Source organism: Streptomyces rimosus subsp. rimosus (assembly GCF_000720725.1).
Lineage (GTDB): Bacteria > Actinomycetota > Actinomycetes > Streptomycetales > Streptomycetaceae > Streptomyces > Streptomyces rimosus_A.
In genome coordinates this window covers 21,364-42,487 of record NZ_JOCQ01000016.1, presented here as the reverse complement: position 1 = coordinate 42,487, position 21,124 = coordinate 21,364, and the positions used below count along the sequence as shown (strand labels likewise).

At 71.4% G+C, this 21,124-nt stretch carries 13 protein-coding genes; 7 read left to right on the top strand and 6 right to left on the bottom strand.

Features of this window, described 5'->3' with window-relative positions; all coding sequences use genetic code 11:
- Positions 1–158: 158 nt before the first annotated feature.
- The gene (thiC, locus tag IH45_RS0111250) at positions 159–1,940 is read left to right on the top strand and encodes a phosphomethylpyrimidine synthase ThiC (protein WP_030665410.1); all 1,782 of its coding nucleotides are present in this window, start codon (positions 159–161) and stop codon (positions 1,938–1,940) included.
- A gap of 58 nt (positions 1,941–1,998) precedes the next feature.
- Here the strand turns inward: thiC and IH45_RS0111245 are convergent, their stop codons facing one another.
- The 5 genes from IH45_RS0111245 to IH45_RS0111225 all read right to left on the bottom strand — a co-directional run bounded on the left by IH45_RS0111245 (position 1,999) and on the right by IH45_RS0111225 (position 8,007).
- Positions 1,999–2,646: a class I SAM-dependent methyltransferase gene (locus IH45_RS0111245; protein WP_030665407.1), complete on the bottom strand. Its 648-nt coding sequence runs from the start codon at positions 2,644–2,646 to the stop codon at positions 1,999–2,001.
- A gap of 274 nt (positions 2,647–2,920) precedes the next feature.
- Positions 2,921–3,832, bottom strand: a complete 912-nt coding sequence (locus tag IH45_RS0111240; protein WP_030665406.1) for a BRO-N domain-containing protein — start codon at positions 3,830–3,832, stop codon at positions 2,921–2,923.
- A gap of 150 nt (positions 3,833–3,982) precedes the next feature.
- A complete protein-coding gene (locus IH45_RS0111235; RefSeq protein WP_030665403.1) occupies positions 3,983–4,888 on the bottom strand; it encodes a hypothetical protein in 906 nt (301 codons plus the stop codon).
- A gap of 204 nt (positions 4,889–5,092) precedes the next feature.
- The gene (locus tag IH45_RS0111230) at positions 5,093–6,241 is read right to left on the bottom strand and encodes a metallophosphoesterase (protein WP_394298669.1); all 1,149 of its coding nucleotides are present in this window, start codon (positions 6,239–6,241) and stop codon (positions 5,093–5,095) included.
- 665 nt (positions 6,242–6,906) lie between these two features.
- Entirely contained in the window at positions 6,907–8,007 is a 1,101-nt protein-coding gene (locus IH45_RS0111225; protein ID WP_030665397.1) for a LacI family DNA-binding transcriptional regulator, read from the bottom strand.
- A gap of 629 nt (positions 8,008–8,636) precedes the next feature.
- Between IH45_RS0111225 and hisC the strand changes: the two genes are divergently transcribed.
- The 6 genes from hisC to IH45_RS0111195 all read left to right on the top strand — a co-directional run bounded on the left by hisC (position 8,637) and on the right by IH45_RS0111195 (position 19,933).
- On the top strand, positions 8,637–9,716 hold the full coding sequence (gene hisC / locus IH45_RS0111220; protein ID WP_030665394.1) for a histidinol-phosphate transaminase: 1,080 nt from the start codon (positions 8,637–8,639) through the stop codon (positions 9,714–9,716).
- A 459-nt stretch (positions 9,717–10,175) separates the two neighbouring features.
- The gene (locus IH45_RS0111215) at positions 10,176–11,684 is read left to right on the top strand and encodes a cytochrome ubiquinol oxidase subunit I (protein ID WP_030665391.1); all 1,509 of its coding nucleotides are present in this window, start codon (positions 10,176–10,178) and stop codon (positions 11,682–11,684) included.
- A gap of 9 nt (positions 11,685–11,693) precedes the next feature.
- A complete protein-coding gene (gene cydB / locus IH45_RS0111210) occupies positions 11,694–12,695 on the top strand; it encodes a cytochrome d ubiquinol oxidase subunit II (RefSeq protein ID WP_030665388.1) in 1,002 nt (333 codons plus the stop codon).
- 71 nt (positions 12,696–12,766) lie between these two features.
- Complete coding sequence (cydD, locus tag IH45_RS0111205; RefSeq protein WP_030665387.1) at positions 12,767–16,414, top strand: thiol reductant ABC exporter subunit CydD; 3,648 nt, start codon at positions 12,767–12,769, stop codon at positions 16,412–16,414.
- Between the two features lie 264 nt (positions 16,415–16,678).
- Positions 16,679–18,415 (top strand): sensor histidine kinase, encoded by a 1,737-nt coding sequence (locus IH45_RS0111200; protein ID WP_394298668.1) that lies wholly within the window; start codon positions 16,679–16,681, stop codon positions 18,413–18,415.
- Between the two features lie 360 nt (positions 18,416–18,775).
- A complete protein-coding gene (locus IH45_RS0111195; protein WP_158813010.1) occupies positions 18,776–19,933 on the top strand; it encodes a M23 family metallopeptidase in 1,158 nt (385 codons plus the stop codon).
- Between the two features lie 197 nt (positions 19,934–20,130).
- Here IH45_RS0111195 and IH45_RS0111190 read toward each other — a convergent pair whose 3' ends face one another.
- Positions 20,131–21,066: an HAD hydrolase family protein gene (locus tag IH45_RS0111190; protein WP_030665379.1), complete on the bottom strand. Its 936-nt coding sequence runs from the start codon at positions 21,064–21,066 to the stop codon at positions 20,131–20,133.
- Positions 21,067–21,124: the final 58 nt, after the last annotated feature.

Here is a 21,124-nt window from a genome sequence, read left to right as displayed (position 1 = left end):
GTGGCACCTTTGCAATCGCGGGAGCTCGGAGCACCGGGCTGAGAGGGCGCTGAACTCCGTACGGGACGACCGGCCGACGCCGGGACGCCGTCACGGGAACCGCTGCGTCGACCGCCGAACCTGTTACCGGGTAATGCCGGCGTAGGGAGTGGGTCTTCATGACTCTGCAGGATGCACGCACGCCCGAAAACGGCCAGGCCTCCGCCAAGGAGATCGGCTGGCACAAGGGCTACCTCGCCGGATCGCGGCCCGACCTGCGGGTCCCGGTCCGCCGTGTGCACCTCACCAACGGCCACGACGTGACGCTCTACGACACGTCGGGACCGTACACCGACCCCCACATCGAAACGGACGTCCGCCGCGGCCTGGCGCCGCTGCGGGAGAACTGGATCATCAGCCGCGGAGACACCGAGGAGTACGCGGGGCGGCCGCCCCGCCCCGAGGACGACGGCCTCAAGCACACCTCGCCGCGCGGCGGCCTGAAGAACCTCGACGCGGTCTTCCCCGGCCGCCCCCGGCAGCCGCGCCGGGGCCGGGGCGGCGCCGCGGTCACCCAGCTCGCGTACGCGCGGCGTGGCGAGATCACGGCGGAGATGGAGTACGTCGCGATCCGCGAGAACGTCGCCCCCGAGTTCGTACGGGACGAGATCGCGGCCGGCCGGGCCGTACTGCCCGCCAACGTCAACCACCCGGAGATCGAGCCGATGATCATCGGCAAGAACTTCCTGGTGAAGGTGAACGCGAACATCGGCAACTCCGCCGTCACCTCCTCGATCGAGGAGGAGGTGGAGAAGATGACCTGGGCGACCCGCTGGGGCGCCGACACGGTCATGGACCTGTCCACCGGCCGCAACATCCACACCACCCGCGAGTGGGTGCTGCGCAACTCCCCCGTCCCCATCGGCACCGTCCCCCTCTACCAGGCACTGGAGAAGGTGGACGGCAAGGCCGAGGAGCTGACCTGGGAGATCTACAAGGACACGGTCATCGAGCAGGCCGAGCAGGGCGTGGACTACATGACCGTCCACGCGGGCGTCCTGCTGCGCTACGTGCCGCTGACGGCCCGCCGCAAGACCGGCATCGTCTCGCGCGGCGGCTCGATCATGGCGGCGTGGTGCCTGGCACACCACAAGGAGTCGTTCCTCTACACCCACTTCGAGGAACTCTGCGACATCCTCGCCTCCTACGACGTCACCTACTCCCTCGGCGACGGCCTGCGCCCCGGCTCCATCGCGGACGCCAACGACGAGGCGCAGTTCGCGGAGCTGCGGACGCTCGGCGAGCTGAACTCGATCGCCAAGCGGCACGGCGTACAGACGATGATCGAGGGCCCGGGACACGTCCCGATGCACAAGATCAAGGAGAACGTCGACCTCCAGCAGGAGATCTGCGAGGAGGCCCCGTTCTACACGCTCGGCCCGCTGACCACCGACATCGCGCCCGCGTACGACCACATCACCTCGGGCATCGGCGCGGCGATGATCGCGTGGTGGGGCACCGCGATGCTCTGTTACGTCACGCCGAAGGAGCACCTGGGCCTGCCGGACCGGGACGACGTGAAGACCGGCGTCATCACGTACAAGATCGCGGCCCACGCGGCGGACCTGGCCAAGGGGCACCCGGGCGCCCAGGAGTGGGACGACGCCCTGTCCGACGCGCGCTTCGAGTTCCGCTGGGAGGACCAGTTCAACCTGGCCCTCGACCCGGACACGGCCCGCGCCTTCCACGACGAGACACTGCCGGCGGAGCCGGCGAAGACGGCCCACTTCTGCTCCATGTGCGGCCCGAAGTTCTGCTCCATGAAGATCAGCCGGAGCATCACGGAGCAGTTCGGTGGTGAGCAGGGCGCGTCCCCGGAGGAGGTCGAGGCGGGCATGCTGGAGAAGTCGAAGGAGTTCGCGGCGAGCGGGAACAGGGTGTACCTGCCGATGGCGGACTGAGTGATCGCCGGGAGGCCTTCCCCGTACGGAGGGCCTCCCGCACCCTGGTGAACGCCGCCTAGACCTTGCGGGCGAGCAGGTGAACCTCCCGGAACTGCCGCCGGTCGGTGGGCTGGGGTTCGCGAACCATCCGGGCCACCTCGGCCAGCCCGGCCGTGCGCAGCAGCCCGGCGAGGTGGTCGGGCCACCACCGGTAGGCCGGCGCGACCGCGTGATCGAAGATCTGCGTCGGGCAGGACGGGCCCTCGCTCGCCGAGAAGCCGATCAGAAGGTGGCCGCCGGGTGCCAGCACACGGTGGAACTCCGCCAGGACGGCGGGCACGTCCTGCGGAGGCGTGTGAATGATGGACCAACGCGACAGTACGCCGCCCAGCTCGCCGTCGGTGATGTCCAACGCGGCCATCGAGCCCACGTCGAACCGCAGGTCCGGGCAGGCCTGCCGAGCCAGCTCGATCATCGCGGGCGATACGTCGACGCCGAACGCCGCCAGCCCCAACTCGTTCAGATAAGCGGTGATATGACCGGGCCCGCATCCCAGGTCCGCGACCTGACCGCCGCCATGCGCACTGACGGCCTCGGCGAAGACGCCCAAGGCCGCGCGGTCCAGGGGGCTGTCACGCAGGGAGTCGCGGAACAACTGCGCGTATGTGGAGGCAGCGGCGTCGTAGGCCTCGCGGGTGGCGGTTGGAGCGTTGTGTTCGACCATGGTTGCGACGATAGTTCTTGGGGGCGGGGTGAGGGAGCAGCGGTCTCGCACGCGGTGGGGACTCTTCGGTGCGTTGTCCACAGGGGCTGACCTGGGGGCTTGTGCGTAGGCAGACGGAAAATCCGGGTTCTGCGCGGTACGGCGGATGCTGATTTTCAGGGTTGTCCACAGGCTGGCGTGAGCCTGGGAGTCTGGCTATCGTGCGACGGCGAACCGGCTTGGAGCCGCGAGTTGGGGTCGCGACTTCGGGTCCGCTCCACGCGTGCCGGACCGGTCAGCGATGCAATGTGTACCTAGGCGCCCCATCGGTCCCCACCCCGACCTGACGGATGCAGCCACGCTTGAGCAGCATCCGAAGCGAGTCGTGTACGCGGTGCTCGGTGAGGCCGGTCCGCTGAGCGATCACCCGCAACGGGTAGCTCGCGACAGAAGAGTTGACGAGCGCGGGGGCCAGATAGGCCGCTACGGCCCAGATGTCGCCGGTGACGACCAACTGGCGTTCCTTCCAGTCGGCCAGTAGCTCGTCGGCCGTCAAAGTCACCCGCTCGAACGCTGGTTGATTACCCGCACCGAGCTTGTCCGCGATGCGGTCCAGCGAGTCGGCGATCCGGTCGAACAACCGCACCTCCTGACGTCGCAGTTCGGCGCACTCCTCGTCCATGCGGAGGTTGCGTTCTTCTAGGCGGACGATGGCGTCGGCGACTTGCGAGGGCATGGCGTAGGCCACCGGACTGCCGGGGTCCGGCTGTACTCGCGCCTTTTCCAGCGCATACGAGCCGTCTCGCTGGATGGTGACGATCATCTCGGCCACCCAGTTCTTGAACGGCTCGGACTCAGGTTTGGTGCAGGCGTTCACGAGCAGGATGAGCCCTTGGAGGTTCACCATGTTCATCGACTTCTTGAGCCCATGACCTGCAATCTTGCTTGAAGCATCCGCTCCATAGACACTTCGTGCAAGCTCGCCGAGGCGCTCGATGCGCGACTTCGGTACGTGCCAGAGAAGTGCCTGACGCGTGTTCGCGTAACCCAGCTCGGTAGCGACGTCCGCCGCCGGGAACCAGTGCGTCCCGTCCGGCATCATCAGCTTCCGGACTCGCGCGCCTGTCGCCGCGTACACGAAATCGTCGATGTCGATTGCATCGTTCCCCGCCACGTGACCGCCCGGCCGTGTGTCATGCGTGCTCATGATGAGCATCACCTCCACCGCCGAACGTAAGTCCCGCGCCACCCAACCCCTGGTCGATAAACCGGATTTCACTCCATTGGGGCGTATGACGCGCGCATAACACGAGGACCCGGCACCAGGCCGGGCCCCCGCGCTCGTGCCGATCGGGCGCTATTCAGGATGGTGATCCGGCCCCCCGTAATCGGGGCTGGTGAAGTCCGGGCTGGTGAACCGGGGTCGGGGACTGGCGGGTGGGCCGCCGTCCGGGCTGGTGAAGTCGGGGCGTGAGTAGCCCAGGGTCGGGATACGGCCGCCGCCGTCGGTGCCGCGGCGCGGTGCGTACCGTGCCGTGTCGCGGCCGTTGACGGTCGCCGGGTCGGTCAGGGCCTCGCGCAGGAACGGCAGTATGCCGCGCTCCAGGAGCGCCTGCCGCCAGGCGTCCCGGGCGAGGTCGACTTCCCTGGCGCGGCCGCCCCGGCCGTCTCCGCGTGGTGCGCGAAGGGAGGTCGAGCCGTTGCGCCAGGCCGCGTGGACCAGGCTCGCCATGGCGATCAGGGCGCCCGCTGCGGTGAGCGCCGCGAAGACCCAGCCGACGCTGATCATCGGCTGGGCGGCGGCCGGATCGGTCCCGAGCGTACGCAGGACGTACCCGATGATCAGGAAGAGCAGCGCGGCGATGCCCGCCAGGACCGGGGCGAGGACCGCGAGCAGCGCGGCCAGCCCGGCACCGGCGGATTCCGCCGCCTCGCTCACTGAGGTGGCGAGGTCCATTGCCGGGGACCCCGTCGGTGTGCCTTTCTCCTCGTGGACTTCCACGCCGCCGGCGTCCGGTGCGGGTTCCGGAGCGCGCAGCTCGTCGCGGAGCCGTACGTAGTGTCGGTATTCGGCCGTCGCGCATGCGGCGATGGCGGACGTGGCGCTGAGCGCCATGGTGCGCAACTGCTCGGTGTTGAGGTGCTTACCCGCCGCGGAGACCATTTCCGGCCGGTATTCCGCGGTGCGCAGCGCCTCGTCGAGGAGCCGCGCGAATTCCGCGCGGTCCTCGCTCAGCAGGTGCGGAGCGCTGTTCATGTGCATCCCCCGATGCTCCGTAGGGCCGTACAGGCCGGCGTGGGCCGGGCAGTGGGCGGAAACGGAGGAGAGCCTGCTACGGATAGACCGATGGTAGAGCGCCTCCGGCACGGGGTGACAGGGTGTTTGCGGAAATAGGGACCGCTCCTGCCGGGCTCGGACCCCGCTGCGCCACTTCCCTACCTGCCGCTACCCCTGCCCGGATAACGGTCAGCCAGTCAGGGGAAGTTGTACGACCAGTAGTTTTCCGGCCATGGTGACCCCGCCGTCCATGGCGATGGCCAGCCCGTCGGCGTAGACGTGCGGTCCTTCGACGGCGACGCCCTCGCCCTCGTCGTCCTCGCCGCCGACCTCGCCGAGGAGGTACGGGATCGGGCTGTGGCCGTGCACCACGCGCTCGCCGCCGTAGGTGTCGAGGAGTTCGCGTACGGCCATCGGGCCCGCGTCCTCGTCCCGGAAGGCGAACCGCTTGGTGAACTTGCGGAACAGGTCCCAGACCTCGTCGGCCTCGCTGCGCGTGAGGACGTCGTGGACGGTGTCGTTGACGTCTTCGATGGAGTCGCCGTACTCCAGGTAGGCGGTCGTGTCGGAGTGCACGAGCAGGTGCCCGTCCTCCTCCATCACGGCGTCCAGGCGGGCCATCCACTGCAGGTGGTGGTCCTGGAGGCGGTCCATGTCGCTCTTCTGGCCGCCGTTGAGGAGCCAGGCGGCCTGGAAGGACGCGGTGCCGGCGCCGGACTGCACCGGGGTGTCGCCGAACCGCTTGGCGCCGAGCAGCAGCAGCTCGTGGTTGCCCATCAGGGCCTTGCAGTAGCCGCCGGCCGCCGCGGCCTCGGCGGACAGCTGCATGACGAGGTCGATGACGCCGATGCCGTCCGGGCCGCGGTCGGTGAAGTCGCCCAGGAACCACAGGCGGGCGTTGCCGGCGGCCCACTGGCCGTCGGCATCGATGAGGCCTTCGGCGGCGAGCGCCTCGCGCAGCTCGTCGTAGTAGCCGTGCACGTCGCCGACGACGTACAGCGGGCCGCCGCCCTCCTTGTGCTGTTCGGCCGGCAGGGCCGACTCGGGGACGGCCGCCAGGTCGACGGTCGGGCGGTCGATGAGGGTGTCCGTACGGGTGACGGGCGGCAGGTCCGTACGGTCCGTCGCCTGGCCGTGCGCGGCCCGGGCACCGGCGCCGGTCACCGGGAGGGAGCGCTCGGTGGGCGTGTACTCGGGCGGCATGCCGTGCGGTGCTTCGGGCATGCCCGTCGCGGCCGGCGGCAGCCCCGGGGGCGGGGGGACCGCGGGCGCCGGGGGGACCGGCGGAGCAGGCGGTTGTGCCGGAGCCGGAGGTTGTGCCGGCATGGTCCGCACCATGGGTCCCACACTGGCCCCCTGAGTCATCGACCCCTCCACCGTCGCGCCGCCGTGCACCTCGCGGACCTTGCCTGGTCGGCGGCGGTCCGTGGTGTCGTGCGCCCATCATAGGAATGCCGCTCGCGGCTTGTGACGCACCCGGGGGTGGTCAATCGCTCGACACCCGGTGTTCGCTGCCGATTTCTCCGTGTACGTGCCGATTTTATCCCGGTCGGGGGAGCGCCCGTCCGGCGGCACGGCGGTGATACGACATGGCGAAGTGGCCGGACGGTGCGCCGGAGCGGCACCCGGGCGGGGTGGGGGCGCGTGGGGTGGCGCGACGCGGGCGCATTGTTTGTGTACGTCGGATGTTCCGCTTCCGTACGCCGAAGGGGTTCGGCAGGTGGCGGTACGCCGGTGCGTCGGCGAGCACGGACCGGGAACCGGGCCGGATGTCGAAGGGGCGGGGAGCGCGGACCGGGAATCGGGCCGGACGCTGAAAGGGCGGGGCGGCAGGGTGTGGAGATCGCTGGTCTGCGGCCGGTCTGCCGCCGGTCGACGGGACATCCCTCCGTTGGGCATCCCTCCGTTGGACATGCCCCCGCCCGCGAGCCATGGCCGGACACAAACCTCCGGCCGTGCGGACGCGTCAATCGCATCCGCACGGCCGCTCGAACGTGTGACGGTCAAGCCCCGGCGGGCCCCCGTGGCGGGCTGACGGTCGTACGCGTGGACCTGCGCTGGGAGGAGGTCCGCACGATCAGGTCCGTCGGTATCACCTGCTCGACCGGCCGCCCGCTGTCCAGCCCTTCGATGGCGTCGATGAGGAGCTGGACGACGGCGGTGCCGATCCGGCGCGGTTTGAGGGAGAGGGTGGTGATCGGCGGCTCGGTCGTGGCGTAGACCGTGGACTCGCTGCAGCAGACCAGCAGCAGGTCCTCGGGGACGCGCAGCCCGTAGCGTCTGGCCGCCGCGAGCAGGTCGGTGCCGTTCGGGTCGAAGAGGCCGTACACCGCGTCCGGGCGGTCCGGGCGGGCCAGCAGCCGATCGGCGGCCACCGCGCCCGCACACGGGTCGTGGGCGGGGTAGGACTCGTACACCGGGTCCTGCCCGACCCGCTCGCACCAGCGCAGGTACGCCGTGGTGGAGAGCCGGGTGTAGGTGTCGGTGGTGGTGCCGGTGAGCAGGCCGATACGGCGGGCGCCGGCGTCGGCCAGGTGGTCGAGGAGGCCCAGGACGGCCGCCTCGTGGTCGTTGTCCACCCAGCCCATCACGGGCAGGGTGCCGCCGGGGCGGCCGTCGGAGACGACGGGGATGCCGTGCCGGACGAGTTCCGTGACGACGGGGTCGCCGTCGGCCGGATCGATGACGACGGTGCCGTCCAGGGCGACGTTCGACCAGACGTCGTGGCGGGAGGTCGCGGGCAGGATGACGAGTGCGTAGCCGCGGGCGAGCGCCGCCGAGGTGGCGGCTCTGGCCATTTCCGCGAAGTACGCGAATTCGGTGAAGGTGAAAGGTTCATCCCCGTACGTGGTGACGGTCAGGCCGATGAGCCCTGACTTGCCGGTACGGAGCGTGCGGGCGGCGGCGGAAGGGCGGTAGCCCAACCGGTCGGCCACCTCGCGGACGTGGCGACGGGTGGCATCCGGAAGCCGGCCCTTGCCGTTGAGCGCGTCGGAGACAGTCGTGATGGATACCCCGGCTGCGGCGGCCACGTCCCGGATGCCTGCCCGCCCCAGCCGGCGACCGGTAGACCGGCTCACCTGGTGCTTCCCTGCTGCTGTCATGGCGAGCCGATAGTAGGGCTCGGGCGGTCCTTTCGCGGGGCGGTGCGTACAGGAGTGGAAAGGCACGTTTCTGCACGGCGGTGTAACCCGAATGGCCTGGGAAACGAAGGGGGTTGGCCGGTTCTGCCAGGTCCTGGTTGAGCGTCGTCGGGAGTCCCCTGCCGATTGGTCCAGGTCTCGAAGAGGTCTCAAGTCACCTTCACGAGGGATGCGCGCCACGGCGCGAGCCACCGGCGCGTAACGCAGGGAGGAGCGCTCCCCAAGGGCCTGGAGGGGGACTGGGAGGCGCGGGGCGATCTTCCGGCGGGTCCGGTACGGGGTGCCGGAGGCGGCCGGTTCGACCATGATCGGCCGTCGGCGGCCACCCGTCGGCGGCCACCCGTCGGCGGCCACCCGTCGGCGGCCACCCGTCGGCGGCCACCCGTCGGCGGCCACCCGTCCGCGGCCCGTCCTGCCGTCGGCCGTGACCGGCCCGGCGCCCCGCCCGCGCCACCGGCCCTGACCGGCCCGGCGCCCGCCCCGCCCCGGTATCTTCCCCTCCGTATCGGACAGGGCCTACGCCTGGCGGGTCAATCCTCATAAGGTGTGCAGTATTGGCGACGGACGGCACGGTCGAGGAGGAACCTGCGGTGAGCGAGAAGAGCCCGAAGCTGCGCGCTGCGCTGGACGGCATCCCCACCTACAAGCCCGGCAAGCCGGCTGCGACGGGCGGCCCGGTCACGTACAAGCTGTCCTCGAACGAGAACCCTTACCCGCCGCTGCCCGGCGTCCTGGAGAGCGCGGTGACCGCCGCCGGGGTCTTCAACCGTTACCCGGACATGGCCTGTACGGGCCTGATGGCGGAGCTGTCGGAGCACTTCTCGGTGCCCGTCGAGCATCTGGCGACGGGCACCGGCTCGGTGGGCGTGGCCCAGCAGCTGGTGCAGTCGACGGCCGGGCCCGGCGACGAGGTGATCTTCGCGTGGCGGTCCTTCGAGGCGTACCCGATCGTCACCCAGGTCGCCGGTGCCACCTCCGTCCAGGTCCCGCTGACCTCCGGTGAGGTGCACGACCTGGACGCCATGTACGCGGCGATAACCGACCGCACCCGGCTGATCTTCGTCTGCAACCCCAACAACCCCACCGGCACCGTCGTCCGCCGGGCGGAGCTGGAGGCGTTCCTGGACCGGGTGCCGAGCGACATCCTGATCGTCCTGGACGAGGCGTACCAGGAGTTCATCCGCGACGCGGACGTGCCGAACGGCCTGGACCTGTACCGCGACCGCCCCAACGTGTGCGTGCTGCGGACCTTCTCCAAGGCGTACGGGCTCGCCGGCCTGCGGATCGGCTTCGCGGTGGCCCATGAGCCGGTGGCGGCGGCGCTGCGCAAGACGGCCGTGCCGTTCGGCGTGAGCCAGCTCGCCCAGGAGGCGGCGATCGCGTCGCTGCGCAGCGAGGGCGCGCTGATGGAACGGGTTGACGCGCTGGTCACGGAGCGGGCCCGGGTCTGCGAGGCGCTGACCGCGCAGGGCTGGACGGTCCCCGAGACGCACGCGAACTTCGTCTGGCTGCGGCTGGGCGACCGTACGCTCGACTTCGCGGCGGCGTGTGAGAAGGCGGGCGTGGTCGTACGGCCCTTTGCGGGCGAAGGCGTACGCGTGACGATCGGCGAGACGGCGGCGATGGACCTGTTTTTGCAGGCGGCCGAGCAGTTCCGCAAGGAGCTCTGACCTGATCGGTCACATTCGTTCGATGCCGGTACGCCGGCCGGGCTGAGCGGATCACGCCCGTCCGGCGCGACCGGATCACGCGCTCGACACGCAGGGGGCGGCTATCCCGCACCGTGTCCGGCGCGGGGCGCCGTTGAGGCGGCCGATCACGTTGCGGGGGGCAGGCGGGGCTCCGTCTCCTGAAGACGGCGGTGTCCGGTTCGACGACCTGCTGGGCGATGTGGGCCCGTGTTCGAAGCGTGCGGGAAGGAATCCCGCACGCTTCTTGCATGCGTGACCGCAGTCACGCACCCCCGGTCAGGATCAGGAACCAGCCATGGGTGATAATTGCTTGTGAATGTGAACGCGTTCACAAGCGCCCTTTATGTCCTGCTTCTATGGGGGCAAACGGGGTGAAACGGCCGTGGTCAGCACACGGCAGCCGTAGTCAGCACACGGCGACGTAAGGAGAGACTCGACGTGGACCTGGCGTTGGCGCCAGAGACTCTGGCGCGATGGCAATTCGGCATCACGACCGTCTACCACTTCCTGTTCGTCCCCCTGACGATCTCCCTTGCCGCCCTGGTGGCCGGACTGGAGACCGCCTGGGTACGGACGGGCAAGGAGAAGTACCTCAAGGCCACCAAGTTCTGGGGCAAGCTCTTCCTGATCAACATCGCGATGGGTGTCGTCACCGGCATCGTCCAGGAGTTCCAGTTCGGCATGAACTGGTCCGACTACTCGCGCTTCGTCGGTGACGTCTTCGGCGCGCCGCTCGCGTTCGAAGCCCTCATCGCGTTCTTCTTCGAATCCACCTTCATCGGGCTGTGGATCTTCGGCTGGGACAAGCTGCCGAAGAAGATCCACTGCTTCTGCATGTGGATGGTCTCGATCGGCACGATCCTGTCGGCGTACTTCATCCTCGCCGCCAACTCCTGGATGCAGCACCCGGTCGGCTACAAGTACAACGCCGCCACCGGCCGCGCCGAGCTGACCGACTTCTGGAAGGTGCTGACCCAGGACACCACGCTCGTCGTCGTCTTCCACACGCTGACCGCCGCGTTCCTGACCGGCGCCGCGTTCATGGTGGGCATCGCCGCGTACCACCTGATGCGCAAGAAGCACGTCAAGGTGATGCGCACCTCGCTGCGGCTCGGCCTGATCACGCTGGTCATCGCCGGCGCGCTGACCGCGCTCAGCGGCGACCAGCTCGGCAAGGTCATGTTCCGGCAGCAGCCGATGAAGATGGCCGCCGCCGAGGCGCTGTGGGACAAGGAGGCCCCCGCACCGTTCTCCGTCTTCGCCTACGGGGACGTGGACAAGGGCCACAACAAGGTCGCCATCGAGATCCCCGGCCTGCTGTCCTTCCTCGCCCACGACGACTTCTCCTCGCCGGTCCCCGGCATCAACGACGTCAACAAGTCCGAGCAGCAGAAGTACGGGCCCGGCGACTACCGGCCCAACATCCCCGTCGCCTACTGGGGCTTCCGCTGGATGATCGGCTTCGGCATGGCCTCGTTCGCCATCGGCCTGGCCGGGCTCTGGCTCACCCGCAAGAAGTTCTGGCTTGCGCCGGGCCTGCGGACGGGGGACGAGGAGCCACCCAACCTGGCGCTGACCAAGAACAAGGTGCTCGGTGTACGGCTGAGCAAGGCGTACTGGTCGCTGGCCTTCGTCACCCTCGGCTTCCCGCTCATCGCCAACTCCTGGGGCTGGATCTTCACCGAGATGGGCCGCCAGCCCTGGGTCGTCTACGGCGTCCTGAAGACGTCCTCGGCGGTCTCCCCCGGCGTCTCGCAGGGCGAGGTGCTCACGTCGATGACCGTCTTCACGCTGCTGTACGCGATCCTCGCGGTCATCGAGGTCCGCCTGCTGGTCAAGTACGTCAAGGCCGGGCCGCCGGAGCTGACGGACGACGACCTCAACCCGCCCACCAGGATCGGCGGCGACCACACGGACGCCGACCGGCCGATGGCCTTCTCGTACTAGGAGGCGACCGTGGAACTCCATGACATCTGGTTCATCCTCATCGCCGTGCTGTGGACCGGGTACTTCTTCCTCGAAGGCTTCGACTTCGGCATCGGCGTCCTGACCAAGCTGCTCGCCCGCGACCGGCGCGAACGGCGCGTCCTGATCAACACGATCGGCCCGGTCTGGGACGGCAACGAGGTGTGGCTGCTCAGCGCGGGCGGCGCCACCTTCGCGGCCTTCCCCGAGTGGTACGCCACCCTCTTCTCCGGCTTCTACCTGCCGCTGCTGCTCATCCTGGTCTGCCTGATCGTGCGCGGCGTCGCCTTCGAATACCGCGTCAAGCGGGACGAGGAGCGCTGGCAGCGCAACTGGGAGCACGCGATCTTCTGGTGCTCGCTGCTGCCCGCGTTCCTGTGGGGCGTGGCCTTCGGCAATATCGTGCACGGTGTGCGGATCGACGCGCACAAGGAGTACGTGGGCAGCGTCCTGGACCTGCTGAACCCGTACGCGCTGCTCGGCGGTCTGGTCACGCTCAGCCTGTTCACCTTCCACGGCGCGGTGTTCGCCTCGCTCAAGACGCTGGGGGACATCCGGGAGCGGGCCCGCCGCACGGCCACCGTGCTCGGCCTGATCACCGCGGTGCTCGCGGTCGGCTTCCTGGGCTGGACACAGCTCGACAAGGGCGACACCAGCAGCCTGGTCGCGATGATCGTCGCGGTGCTGGCGCTGGCCGCGGCGCTGGTGATGAACCGGCTCGGGCGTGAGGGCTGGTCGTTCGCGTTCTCCGGCGTCACCGTCGTGGCCGCGGTCGCGATGCTGTTCCTGACGCTCTTCCCGAACGTGATGCCGTCCTCGCTGAACGAGAGCTACAACCTCACGGTCAGCAACGCCTCGTCCAGCGCCTACACGTTGAAGATCATGACGTGGTGCGCCGGTATCGCCACCCCGGTCGTCCTGCTGTACCAGGGCTGGACGTACTGGGTCTTCCGCAAGCGCATCGGTACGCAGCACATCGCCGACGCCCACTAGGTCGGCTCCACCCGGTGGGGCCCCGGCCGGGGCCCCACTGATCAACTTCCGTCGGGGAAGGGTTGTTTCACGTGAAACCGGTCGACCCGCGCCTGCTTCGCCACGCCCGTGCCACCCGTTTCTTCCTCGCCGCGGTCGTGTTGCTCGGCCTGGCCGGCGCAGGCCTGGTCATCGGCCAGGCCATGCTCATCGCCGAAATCGTCGTCGGCGCCTTCCAGCGAGGTCGGGGACTCGGCGACCTGAGCACACCGGTGCTGCTGCTCGCACTGGTCTCCGTCGGCCGGGGCCTGGTGTCCTGGCTGACGGAGCTGGCCGCGCACCGGGCGAGCGCGGCGGTCAAATCCGAACTGCGGACGCGGCTGCTGACGCGAGCGGCCGCCGGCCTCGGCCCGGGGTGGCTGAGCACCCAGCGCTCCGGCGAGCTGACCACCCTCGCCACCCGCGGCATCGACGCCCTCGACGACTACTTCGCGCGCTATCTGCCGCAGCTGGGCCTGGCGGTCGTCGTACCCGTCGCGGTGCTGGCGCGCATCGTCACCGGCGACTGGATCTCGGCCGCGACGATCGTGGTGACGCTGCCGCTGATCCCGCTGTTCATGGTGCTCATCGGCTGGGCCACGCAGAAGCGTATGGAACGCCAGTGGCAGCTGCTGGCGCGGCTGTCGGGGCACTTCCTGGATGTCGTCGCCGGGCTGCCCACGCTCAAGGTCTTCGGCCGGGCCAAGGCCCAGGCGGCCTCCATCCGTGCCATCACCGGCGAGTACCGCCGCGCCACGCTGCGCACCCTGCGGATCGCCTTCCTGTCCTCCTTCGCCCTGGAACTGCTCGCCACGATCTCGGTGGCGCTCGTCGCCGTCGGCATCGGCATGCGGCTCGTCCACGGCAGCCTGGACCTCTACACCGGCCTGCTGGTGCTGATCCTGGCGCCCGAGGCGTACCTGCCGCTGCGGCAGGTCGGGGCGCAGTACCACGCCGCGGCGGAGGGCCTGGCGGCGGCTGAGGAGATCTTCGCGGTGCTGGAGACACCGCTGCGTACGACGGGGGACGCGCCGGCGCCCGACAGTACGGCGCTGTCCGTCGAGGGCCTTGTCGTACGGCACCCGGGCCGCAGCGAACCCGCACTGCCCCGGACCTCGTTCGAGGTCGCGCCGGGTGAGACGGTGGCCCTCGTCGGCCCCTCCGGCGCGGGCAAGACGACCTTGCTCAACGTCCTGCTCGGCTTCGCGGAGCCTGCCGCCGGCCGGGTACGGGTCGGCGGCAAGGACTTGGCCGGCCTCGACCCGGAGGACTGGCGGCGCCGGATCGCCTGGGTGGCCCAGCGCCCGTACCTCTTCGCGGGCACCATTGCCGAGAATGTGCGGCTGGCCCGCCCCGACGCCGACGACGCCGCCGTGCATGCCGCGCTCCGCGACGCCGGGGCCCTGGACTTCGTCTCCGCGCTGCCCGACGGGACGGAGACCGTCCTCGGTGAGGGCGGCTCCGGCCTGTCGGCGGGCCAGCGCCAACGGCTGGCCCTGGCCCGCGCGTTCCTCGCCGACCGGCCGGTCCTGCTGCTCGACGAGCCGACCGCGAACCTGGACGGCGAGACGGAGGCCGGCATCGTCGAGGCGGTACGCCGCCTGGCGGCCGGGCGCACGGTGCTCCTGGTCGTCCACCGCCCGGCGCTGCTGGCGGTGGCGGACCGCGTGGTGCGGCTGGCTCCTCCGGCGGCCGCGGAGGACACCGCCGTGCCGGAAGCGGTCGCGCAAGCCGGGAGCGGCCGCGCGGAGACGGTACGGGCGGACGCTGCGGAAGCCGTACGGAACGACGTCGCCGCCGAACCGGTCGACGGTCTGGGCGCTGTACGTAACGCCGCTGCCGCCGCCGAACCGACCAATGGCCCAGGCACTGTGCCCGACGAGGAGCCTGACGCCGTACTCGGCGTCAGGGGCTCGGCGTTGAAGCGGCTCCGGGGCCTGGCGCGGGCCCGCTGGGGCCGGCTCGGGCTGGCGCTGTTGCTGGGCAGTCTGGCGCTGGGCAGCGCCGTGGGCCTCATGGCCACGTCCGGCTGGCTGATCTCCCGCGCCGCGCAGCACCCGCCGGTGCTGTACCTGATGGTGGCGGTCACCGCGACCCGGGCCTTCGGCATCGGCCGGGCGGTGTTCCGGTACGCGGAGCGGCTGGTGGCGCACGACGCCGTGTTCCGGATGCTCGCGGACGTACGGGTGGCCGTCTTCCGACGGCTGGAGCGGCTGGCGCCCGCCGGGCTGCGGGAGCGCAGCCGCGGCGATCTGCTGTCGCGACTGGTGGCGGACGTCGACGCGGTGCAGGACTACTTCCTGCGGTGGCTGCTGCCGGTGGGGGCGGCCGTGGTGGTCGGGCTGGGTTCCGTCGGGTTCACCGCCTGGCTGCTGCCCGAGGCGGGTGCCGTCCTCGCGGCCGGGCTGCTGCTGGCGGGTGTGGGAGTGCCGGCGCTGTCCGCCGTACTGGCCCGCCGTGCCGAGCGGCAGCTCTCTCCCGCGCGGGGTGTGCTCTCCGCACACGTCGTCGACCTGCTGACCGGGGCGGCCGAACTGACGGTGGCGGGCGCGCTCGGTTCCCGTATCGACCGGACCAAGCGGGCCGACCGCGATCTGACCCGGATCGCGTCCCGCTCGGCGGCCGCGGCCGGGGCCGGGGCCGGGCTGTCCGCGCTGCTGTGCGGGCTGACGGTGGCCGCGGCGGCCGTCGTCGGCGTCCAGGCCGTCCACTCCGGGCGGCTGCCGGGCGTGTGCCTGGCGGTCGTCGTCCTCGTCCCGCTCGCCGCGTTCGAAGCGGTCGCGGGGCTGCCGCTCGCCGTGCAGTACCGGCAGCGCACGCGCCGGGCGGCGGAGCGGGTCTTCGAGGTGCTGGACGCCCAGGAGCCGGTCGGCGAGCCGGCCGGCGCGACCGCCGTGGACGTACCGCAGACGCCGTTCCCGCTGGTCGTGACGGACCTGACCGCCCGCTACCCCGGTCAGCGGAAGCCCGCGCTGGACGGGGTCGGGTTCACCCTGACCGCCGGGCGGCGCCTGGCCGTCGTCGGCCCGTCCGGTTCCGGGAAGACGACGCTCGCGCAGGTGCTGCTGCGCTTCCTGGACCGGGAGTCGGGAACGTACACGCTCAACGGTGTGGACGCGGCGGCAGCGGATGGCGACGCCGTCCGGCGCCGGGTCGGGCTGTGCGCGCAGGACGCCCACATCTTCGACAGTTCCGTACGGGAGAATCTGCGGCTCGCCCGTACCGGTGCGGACGAGGCCGAGCTGTGGGCCGCGCTCGCGCAGGCCCGGCTGGACGGCTGGGTGCGGTCGCTGCCCGACGGGCTGGACACGATGGTCGGCGAGCACGGCGCACGGCTCTCCGGCGGTCAGCGGCAGCGCCTCGCGCTGGCCCGCGCGCTGCTGGCCGACTTCCCCGTCCTGGTGCTGGACGAGCCCGCCGAACACCTCGACCTGGCCACGGCCGACGCACTGACCGCGGATCTGCTGGCCGCGACCGAGGGCCGGACGACCGTGCTGATCACACACCGGCTGGAGGGACTGGCGGCGGTCGACGAGGTACTGGTCCTGGACGAGGGCCGGCCCGCCCAGCGCGGCACGTACGCGGAGCTGGCGGAGGCCGAAGGCCCGTTCCGGCGCATGCTGGAGCGCGAGCGGGCGGTGGACGCGCGGTCGGGGAGCGTGGCGGAGAGCCGCTTGGCGGGCGCGGGGGCGGCGCGGTGAACCGGCGCCCGCACGTTCGGGCGTGGGTGTCCGGTGAACGGCCGCCCCGCCGCTGCGGACCGGTCCGATGAACGGCTGAAGAACGACGGGTGCGGGCGACCGCTGCGTACGGTTGCGGCGGACGCCCGGACCGGGGTGACGTGGCAGCCCGGGGCGGTCCGGGGTGGACCGGTCCGGCGTCCGAATTGCCGTATTGAAGGCATTCTCCAGAAAAGCGCCCCTTAGGCTCGTGCCATGGCAGTCACGGCAGGACCCTCAGACCCCATGGGTACCGAGGCGCGTACCGGTTCCGGCGGTGCGAGCGCCTCCGGCCCCGACCCCATGGAAGCGGCCACCGAGGCGACCCGCAGCCTCCAGGGCCTGTCGACCGAGCTGACCGCGCGCGTACCGCAGCTGCTGGAGGCGATGCGTACCGTCGGCGCGGGCCTCGACCTGCACATCACGCTCGACCGGATCGTGGAGACCGCGGCCGAGCTGGCCGACGCCCGCTACGCCGCGATCGGCATCATCGACGAGTCGCGCGAGGGCCTGTCGGACTTCGTGACGTACGGGGTCAGCGCCGCGGACCGGGCGCGGATCGGCGCGCTGCCGGACGGCCACAAGGGCCTGCTCGGCGCGCTCATCCACGACCCGAAGGCGCTGCGGCTCGCCGACCTGACCCAGGACGTGCGGTCCGCGGGTTTCCCGCCGGGGCACCCGCCGATGCGGACGTTCCTCGGGGTGCCGATCCGCGTCCAGGGAGAGATCTTCGGCAACCTCTATCTGACCGAGAAGCGCGGCGGCGGCGAGTTCAGCGAGGGTGACCTGCACATGGTGCGGGTGCTCGCCACCGAGGCGGGCATCGCGATCGGCAACGCGCGGATGTACGCGGCGACCCGGCAGCGGGAGCGGTGGATCGACGGCTCGGTGGCTGTGACCACCGCGCTCCTGGCCGGCAGTGACGTGGACGACGCGCTGGCGGTCGTCGCGGAACAGGCCCGCAAGCTCGCGGATTCCGCGGCCGGAATCGTCCTGCTGCCCACGGACGACGGCGGGCTGGAGATCGTCGCGGCGTCGGCCGACGATCCCGCTGGCCTCGTCGGCACCCAGATGCCGCCCGAGAGCCCGGTGGCCGCGCAACTGCTCGCCGGGGAGCCGGTGTTCGTGGAGGACTCGGCGACCGATCCCCGTATGGTCACGGACGTCGCGCCGCGCTTCGGGCCCAGCATGATGCTCCCGCTCAAGAGCGGCGGACGGGTGCTGGGCACGCTCGCGACACCGCGTGCCCGCGGCGCGCGCCCTTTCAGTGCCGCCGAACGGACGCTGGCCACCCAGTTCGCCGCCCAGGCCGCCCTGGCGCTCGTCCTGGCCGACGCGCAGCGCGACCGCGAACGGCTGGCCGTCTACGAGGACCGCGACCGGATCGCCCGCGACCTGCACGACCTGGTCATCCAACGGCTGTTCGCGACCGGGATGATGCTGGAGAGCGCGCAGCGCAGAGCGGTCGTGCCCGAGGTGCAGGAGGGCATCGGCAAGGCCGTCGACGAACTCGACGTCACCATCCAGGAGATCCGTACCGCGATCTTCGCGCTGCAACAGGGCCCGGCCGAGGCCCCGTCCGGCCTGCGGACCCGCGTCCTGCGCGAGATCGGCACGGCCGCCGTACCGCTCGGCTTCCAGCCGTCCGCGAACTTCGTCGGCCCGGTGGACGCCCGCGTCGGCGAGCTGACCGGCAAGAACCTGATCGCCGCGCTCCGGGAGGCGCTGTCCAACGCCTTCCGGCACGCCGACGCCTCGCGCATCGAGGTCGTCGTCGACTCGACGGTCGCGCTGCCGGACGGCCGGGACGGCGTACGGCTGACGGTCGCCGACGACGGCGTGGGCATCCCGGAAGGCGGCCGGCGCAGCGGCCTGCGCAACCTCGCGAAGCGGGCCGAGTCACTGGGCGGCTCCAGCACGTACGGGCCGGGCCTGGGCGAGGACGGGTCCGGGACGATGGTGACGTGGGAGGCGCCCCTTTGAGGTGGGGCGGTCCGGTGTGGAGTGGGTGGCGTCCGCACGTCCGATGCCCGGCGGGGCCCGGCCGGATGCGTCCATATGGTTCAGCCGGTATTCGAGTGATGTGCCGTGATTGCCTGAGCGGTTGATTCCGGCCATTTCGCGGGTGTCGTGCTGCTCCGTTCGGAGCGCTGCGAACGGGTGCAGGCGAATCGTTTCTGTGAGGGTCCGAGTTATACGGGCAACCATCTGCGCATGTGTCCAGGTATGCCGGATTGGTTGCACGGAGCGGTCCGGGGGCGACGGGCCCCCGGCCGGCGTGCCGGCGAGCGGGCCGCACGACCGGCTCACCGGCGCCACAGAGCCGTGCTGCGCACTACGCGGATGACATTGTCGCTGGTGGTGGCGCTGTCGGTGACGGCAGGAACGGCCCCGGCCGCCACCGGGGCGGCTTCCGCCGGAGCACCGGCCGCCGTGACGGCCGCTGCCGAACCGGGCGCCGTCGGGCACATAGCGCCGTTCTCCGCGCCCCTGCGCCTCCCAGCGGCGCACGACCGGGACACGGACCGGCTGGCCGCGGTGAGCCTGGAGGTGATCCGGCTGGGCCGGGACGCGGGGCGGGCCGGACGCTCGTACGCGGCGGTCCTGCACGCGGCACGGACCGGTCACGCCCGGATCGCCCGGCTGCGTACGGAGCTGCGGCGGGAACAGCGCAGGGCCGGCGAACTGCGCCGGCTGGCGGGACGGATCGCCGTCGCGCAGTACCGCACGGGCCGTCGGCTCCCGATCCCGCGGCCCGCCCGGGCCTCCGGCGTTCCGGATGCGGTGCCGGGCGCCTACCGCAAGGCCGCGGGCCGCCAGCGCCTGCTGGCCGCGCACACGCTGGACGCGCTGCGTGCGAGCCGGTCCCTGGCGGTGAACAGCGTGGCCGCGTACGTCCGCACCGCGGAGCTCGACACCCGCCGGGCCAGGCTCGACACGGAGCGCCGACGCGTCGGCCGCCGCCTGGGAGCGGCCCGCGGGCTGCTGCACAAGGTGTCCCGGCAGTCGGCCCGGAGCGGCCGGTGCGGCAGGCTGCCCGGCACGGTGACCGCGGTGGCGAAACGTTCCGCTACGGAGGCGCCACCGGCGCCGGGTGGGGGATGGATCCGGCCGGTGGAGCGCTACCGGCTGTCGGCGGGTTTCGGCGGCTCGGGCAGCCGCTGGGCGCACCGCCATACGGGGCAGGACTTCGCGGTGCCGGTCGGCACGCCCGTACGGTCCGCGGGCCAGGGCCGTGTCGTCAGTCTGACCTGCGGCGACAACTTCGGGATCAGCATGGTCGTACAGCACGGTGCAGGAACGTTCACGCAGTACGCGCACCTGTCGGCCGTGGTGGTACGCGCCGGTCAGCGGGTACGGGCGGGCCAGCAGGTCGCGCTCTCAGGCTCGACCGGCAACTCCACCGGGCCGCACCTGCACTTCGAGGTGCGCCGTACGCCGCAGGTGGGGTCGGGGGTCGATCCGGTGCCTTGGCTGAGGCGGCGTGGGGTGCGGGTGTGACGGGAGGGGGGAGTGGGGTGGGGCGGGCGTCTGTGCGGCTGGGGGCTGTCGTGCCTCGGTCGGAGCGGCGCCGTCCCTTGGTCGGAGGGCCGTCGTGCGTACGGTCGGGGGGCCGTCGTCCGTATGCTGTCGGCCTTCCGTACGGCGCACGCTGCTCCGGGCGGGCCGCGGGCCGCCGGCCGCTGCCGCGAGGGCCCTCAGCGGCCTTCCAGGATGCGTTCGATGACGGCCGCCACGCCGTCCTCGTTGTTCCCGTGGGTGTGCAGACCGGTCGCGGCGAGCACGTCGGGGTGGGCGTTGGCCATGGCGTACGAGGTGCCTGCCCAGGCCAGCATTTCCAGGTCGTTGGGCATGTCCCCGAAGGCGACGACCTGGTCCGGGCCGATGCCGCGCTGGGCGCAGCAGCGCGCCAGGGTGCCGGCCTTGCTCACGCCCAGCCCGCTGATCTCCAGGAGCGCGGTCGGACTGGACCGGGTGAAGGAGGCGTGCGCGCCCGCCCGCGCGCGGGCCAGGTCCAGGAAGGCGTCCGGGTCCAGGTCGGGGTGGTGGGCGAGGAGCTTCAGTACGGGCTGGTCGGCACCGATGTCCTCGGGGACCGGCGGCCCCTCGGTGCCCTCCGGTTTCAGCGGCGAGCGCGCGTCCTCCGGGGTCAGTTCGGCGAGGAGCTTTTCCACGGGCGCGATGACGGCGGTCGGGTCGAGCTGGAAGGGCGGGTATTCCGGCTCGTAGTTGATCCCGCCGGTCCGCTCGACCGCGAACGACGTACCGGGAGCGGCGGCACGCAGCGCGTGCACCACCGCGAGTGCCGCGGGCCGCTCCAGCGGGCTGATCTCCACGATGCGGCGGCCGTGGTGGAGGTCGACGACGGCGGCGCCGTTCGCGCAGATGGCCAGCCCGTGCCCGTGGACGTGATCGCTGACCACGTCCATCCAGCGGGCCGGGCGCCCGGTCACGAAGAAGACCTCGATGCCTGCCTGCTCGGCGGCGGCCAGCGCGGCGATCGTCCGGCCGGAGACCGTCTTGTCGTCACGCAACAGGGTGCCGTCGAGATCCGTGGCGATCAGCCGGATCGTTTTTTCGGCGGACCGGGGAGCCTGCGGCGGCTCGGCGGAGGCATCAGTCACGGAGTCCATCTTCGCGCATATGTGCGCACAGGCGTGCGGCGGGTTGCGCGCATGAGCTTTACGGGGA

What these genes read in the sequence shown, in the direction of transcription:
- IH45_RS0111225 (WP_030665397.1), bottom strand. Translation starts at nt 8,007, where the DNA reads ATGACAGCAGCAGGGAAGCACCAGGTGAGCCGGTCTACCGGTCGCCGG.
- IH45_RS0111195 (WP_158813010.1), top strand. Translation starts at nt 18,776, where the DNA reads ATGACATTGTCGCTGGTGGTGGCGCTGTCGGTGACGGCAGGAACGGCC.
- IH45_RS0111200 (WP_394298668.1), top strand. Translation starts at nt 16,679, where the DNA reads ATGGGTACCGAGGCGCGTACCGGTTCCGGCGGTGCGAGCGCCTCCGGC.
- thiC (WP_030665410.1), top strand. Translation starts at nt 159, where the DNA reads ATGACTCTGCAGGATGCACGCACGCCCGAAAACGGCCAGGCCTCCGCC.
- IH45_RS0111240 (WP_030665406.1), bottom strand. Translation starts at nt 3,832, where the DNA reads ATGAGCACGCATGACACACGGCCGGGCGGTCACGTGGCGGGGAACGAT.
- IH45_RS0111245 (WP_030665407.1), bottom strand. Translation starts at nt 2,646, where the DNA reads ATGGTCGAACACAACGCTCCAACCGCCACCCGCGAGGCCTACGACGCC.
- IH45_RS0111235 (WP_030665403.1), bottom strand. Translation starts at nt 4,888, where the DNA reads ATGCACATGAACAGCGCTCCGCACCTGCTGAGCGAGGACCGCGCGGAA.
- IH45_RS0111190 (WP_030665379.1), bottom strand. Translation starts at nt 21,066, where the DNA reads ATGGACTCCGTGACTGATGCCTCCGCCGAGCCGCCGCAGGCTCCCCGG.
- IH45_RS0111230 (WP_394298669.1), bottom strand. Translation starts at nt 6,241, where the DNA reads ATGGTGCGGACCATGCCGGCACAACCTCCGGCTCCGGCACAACCGCCT.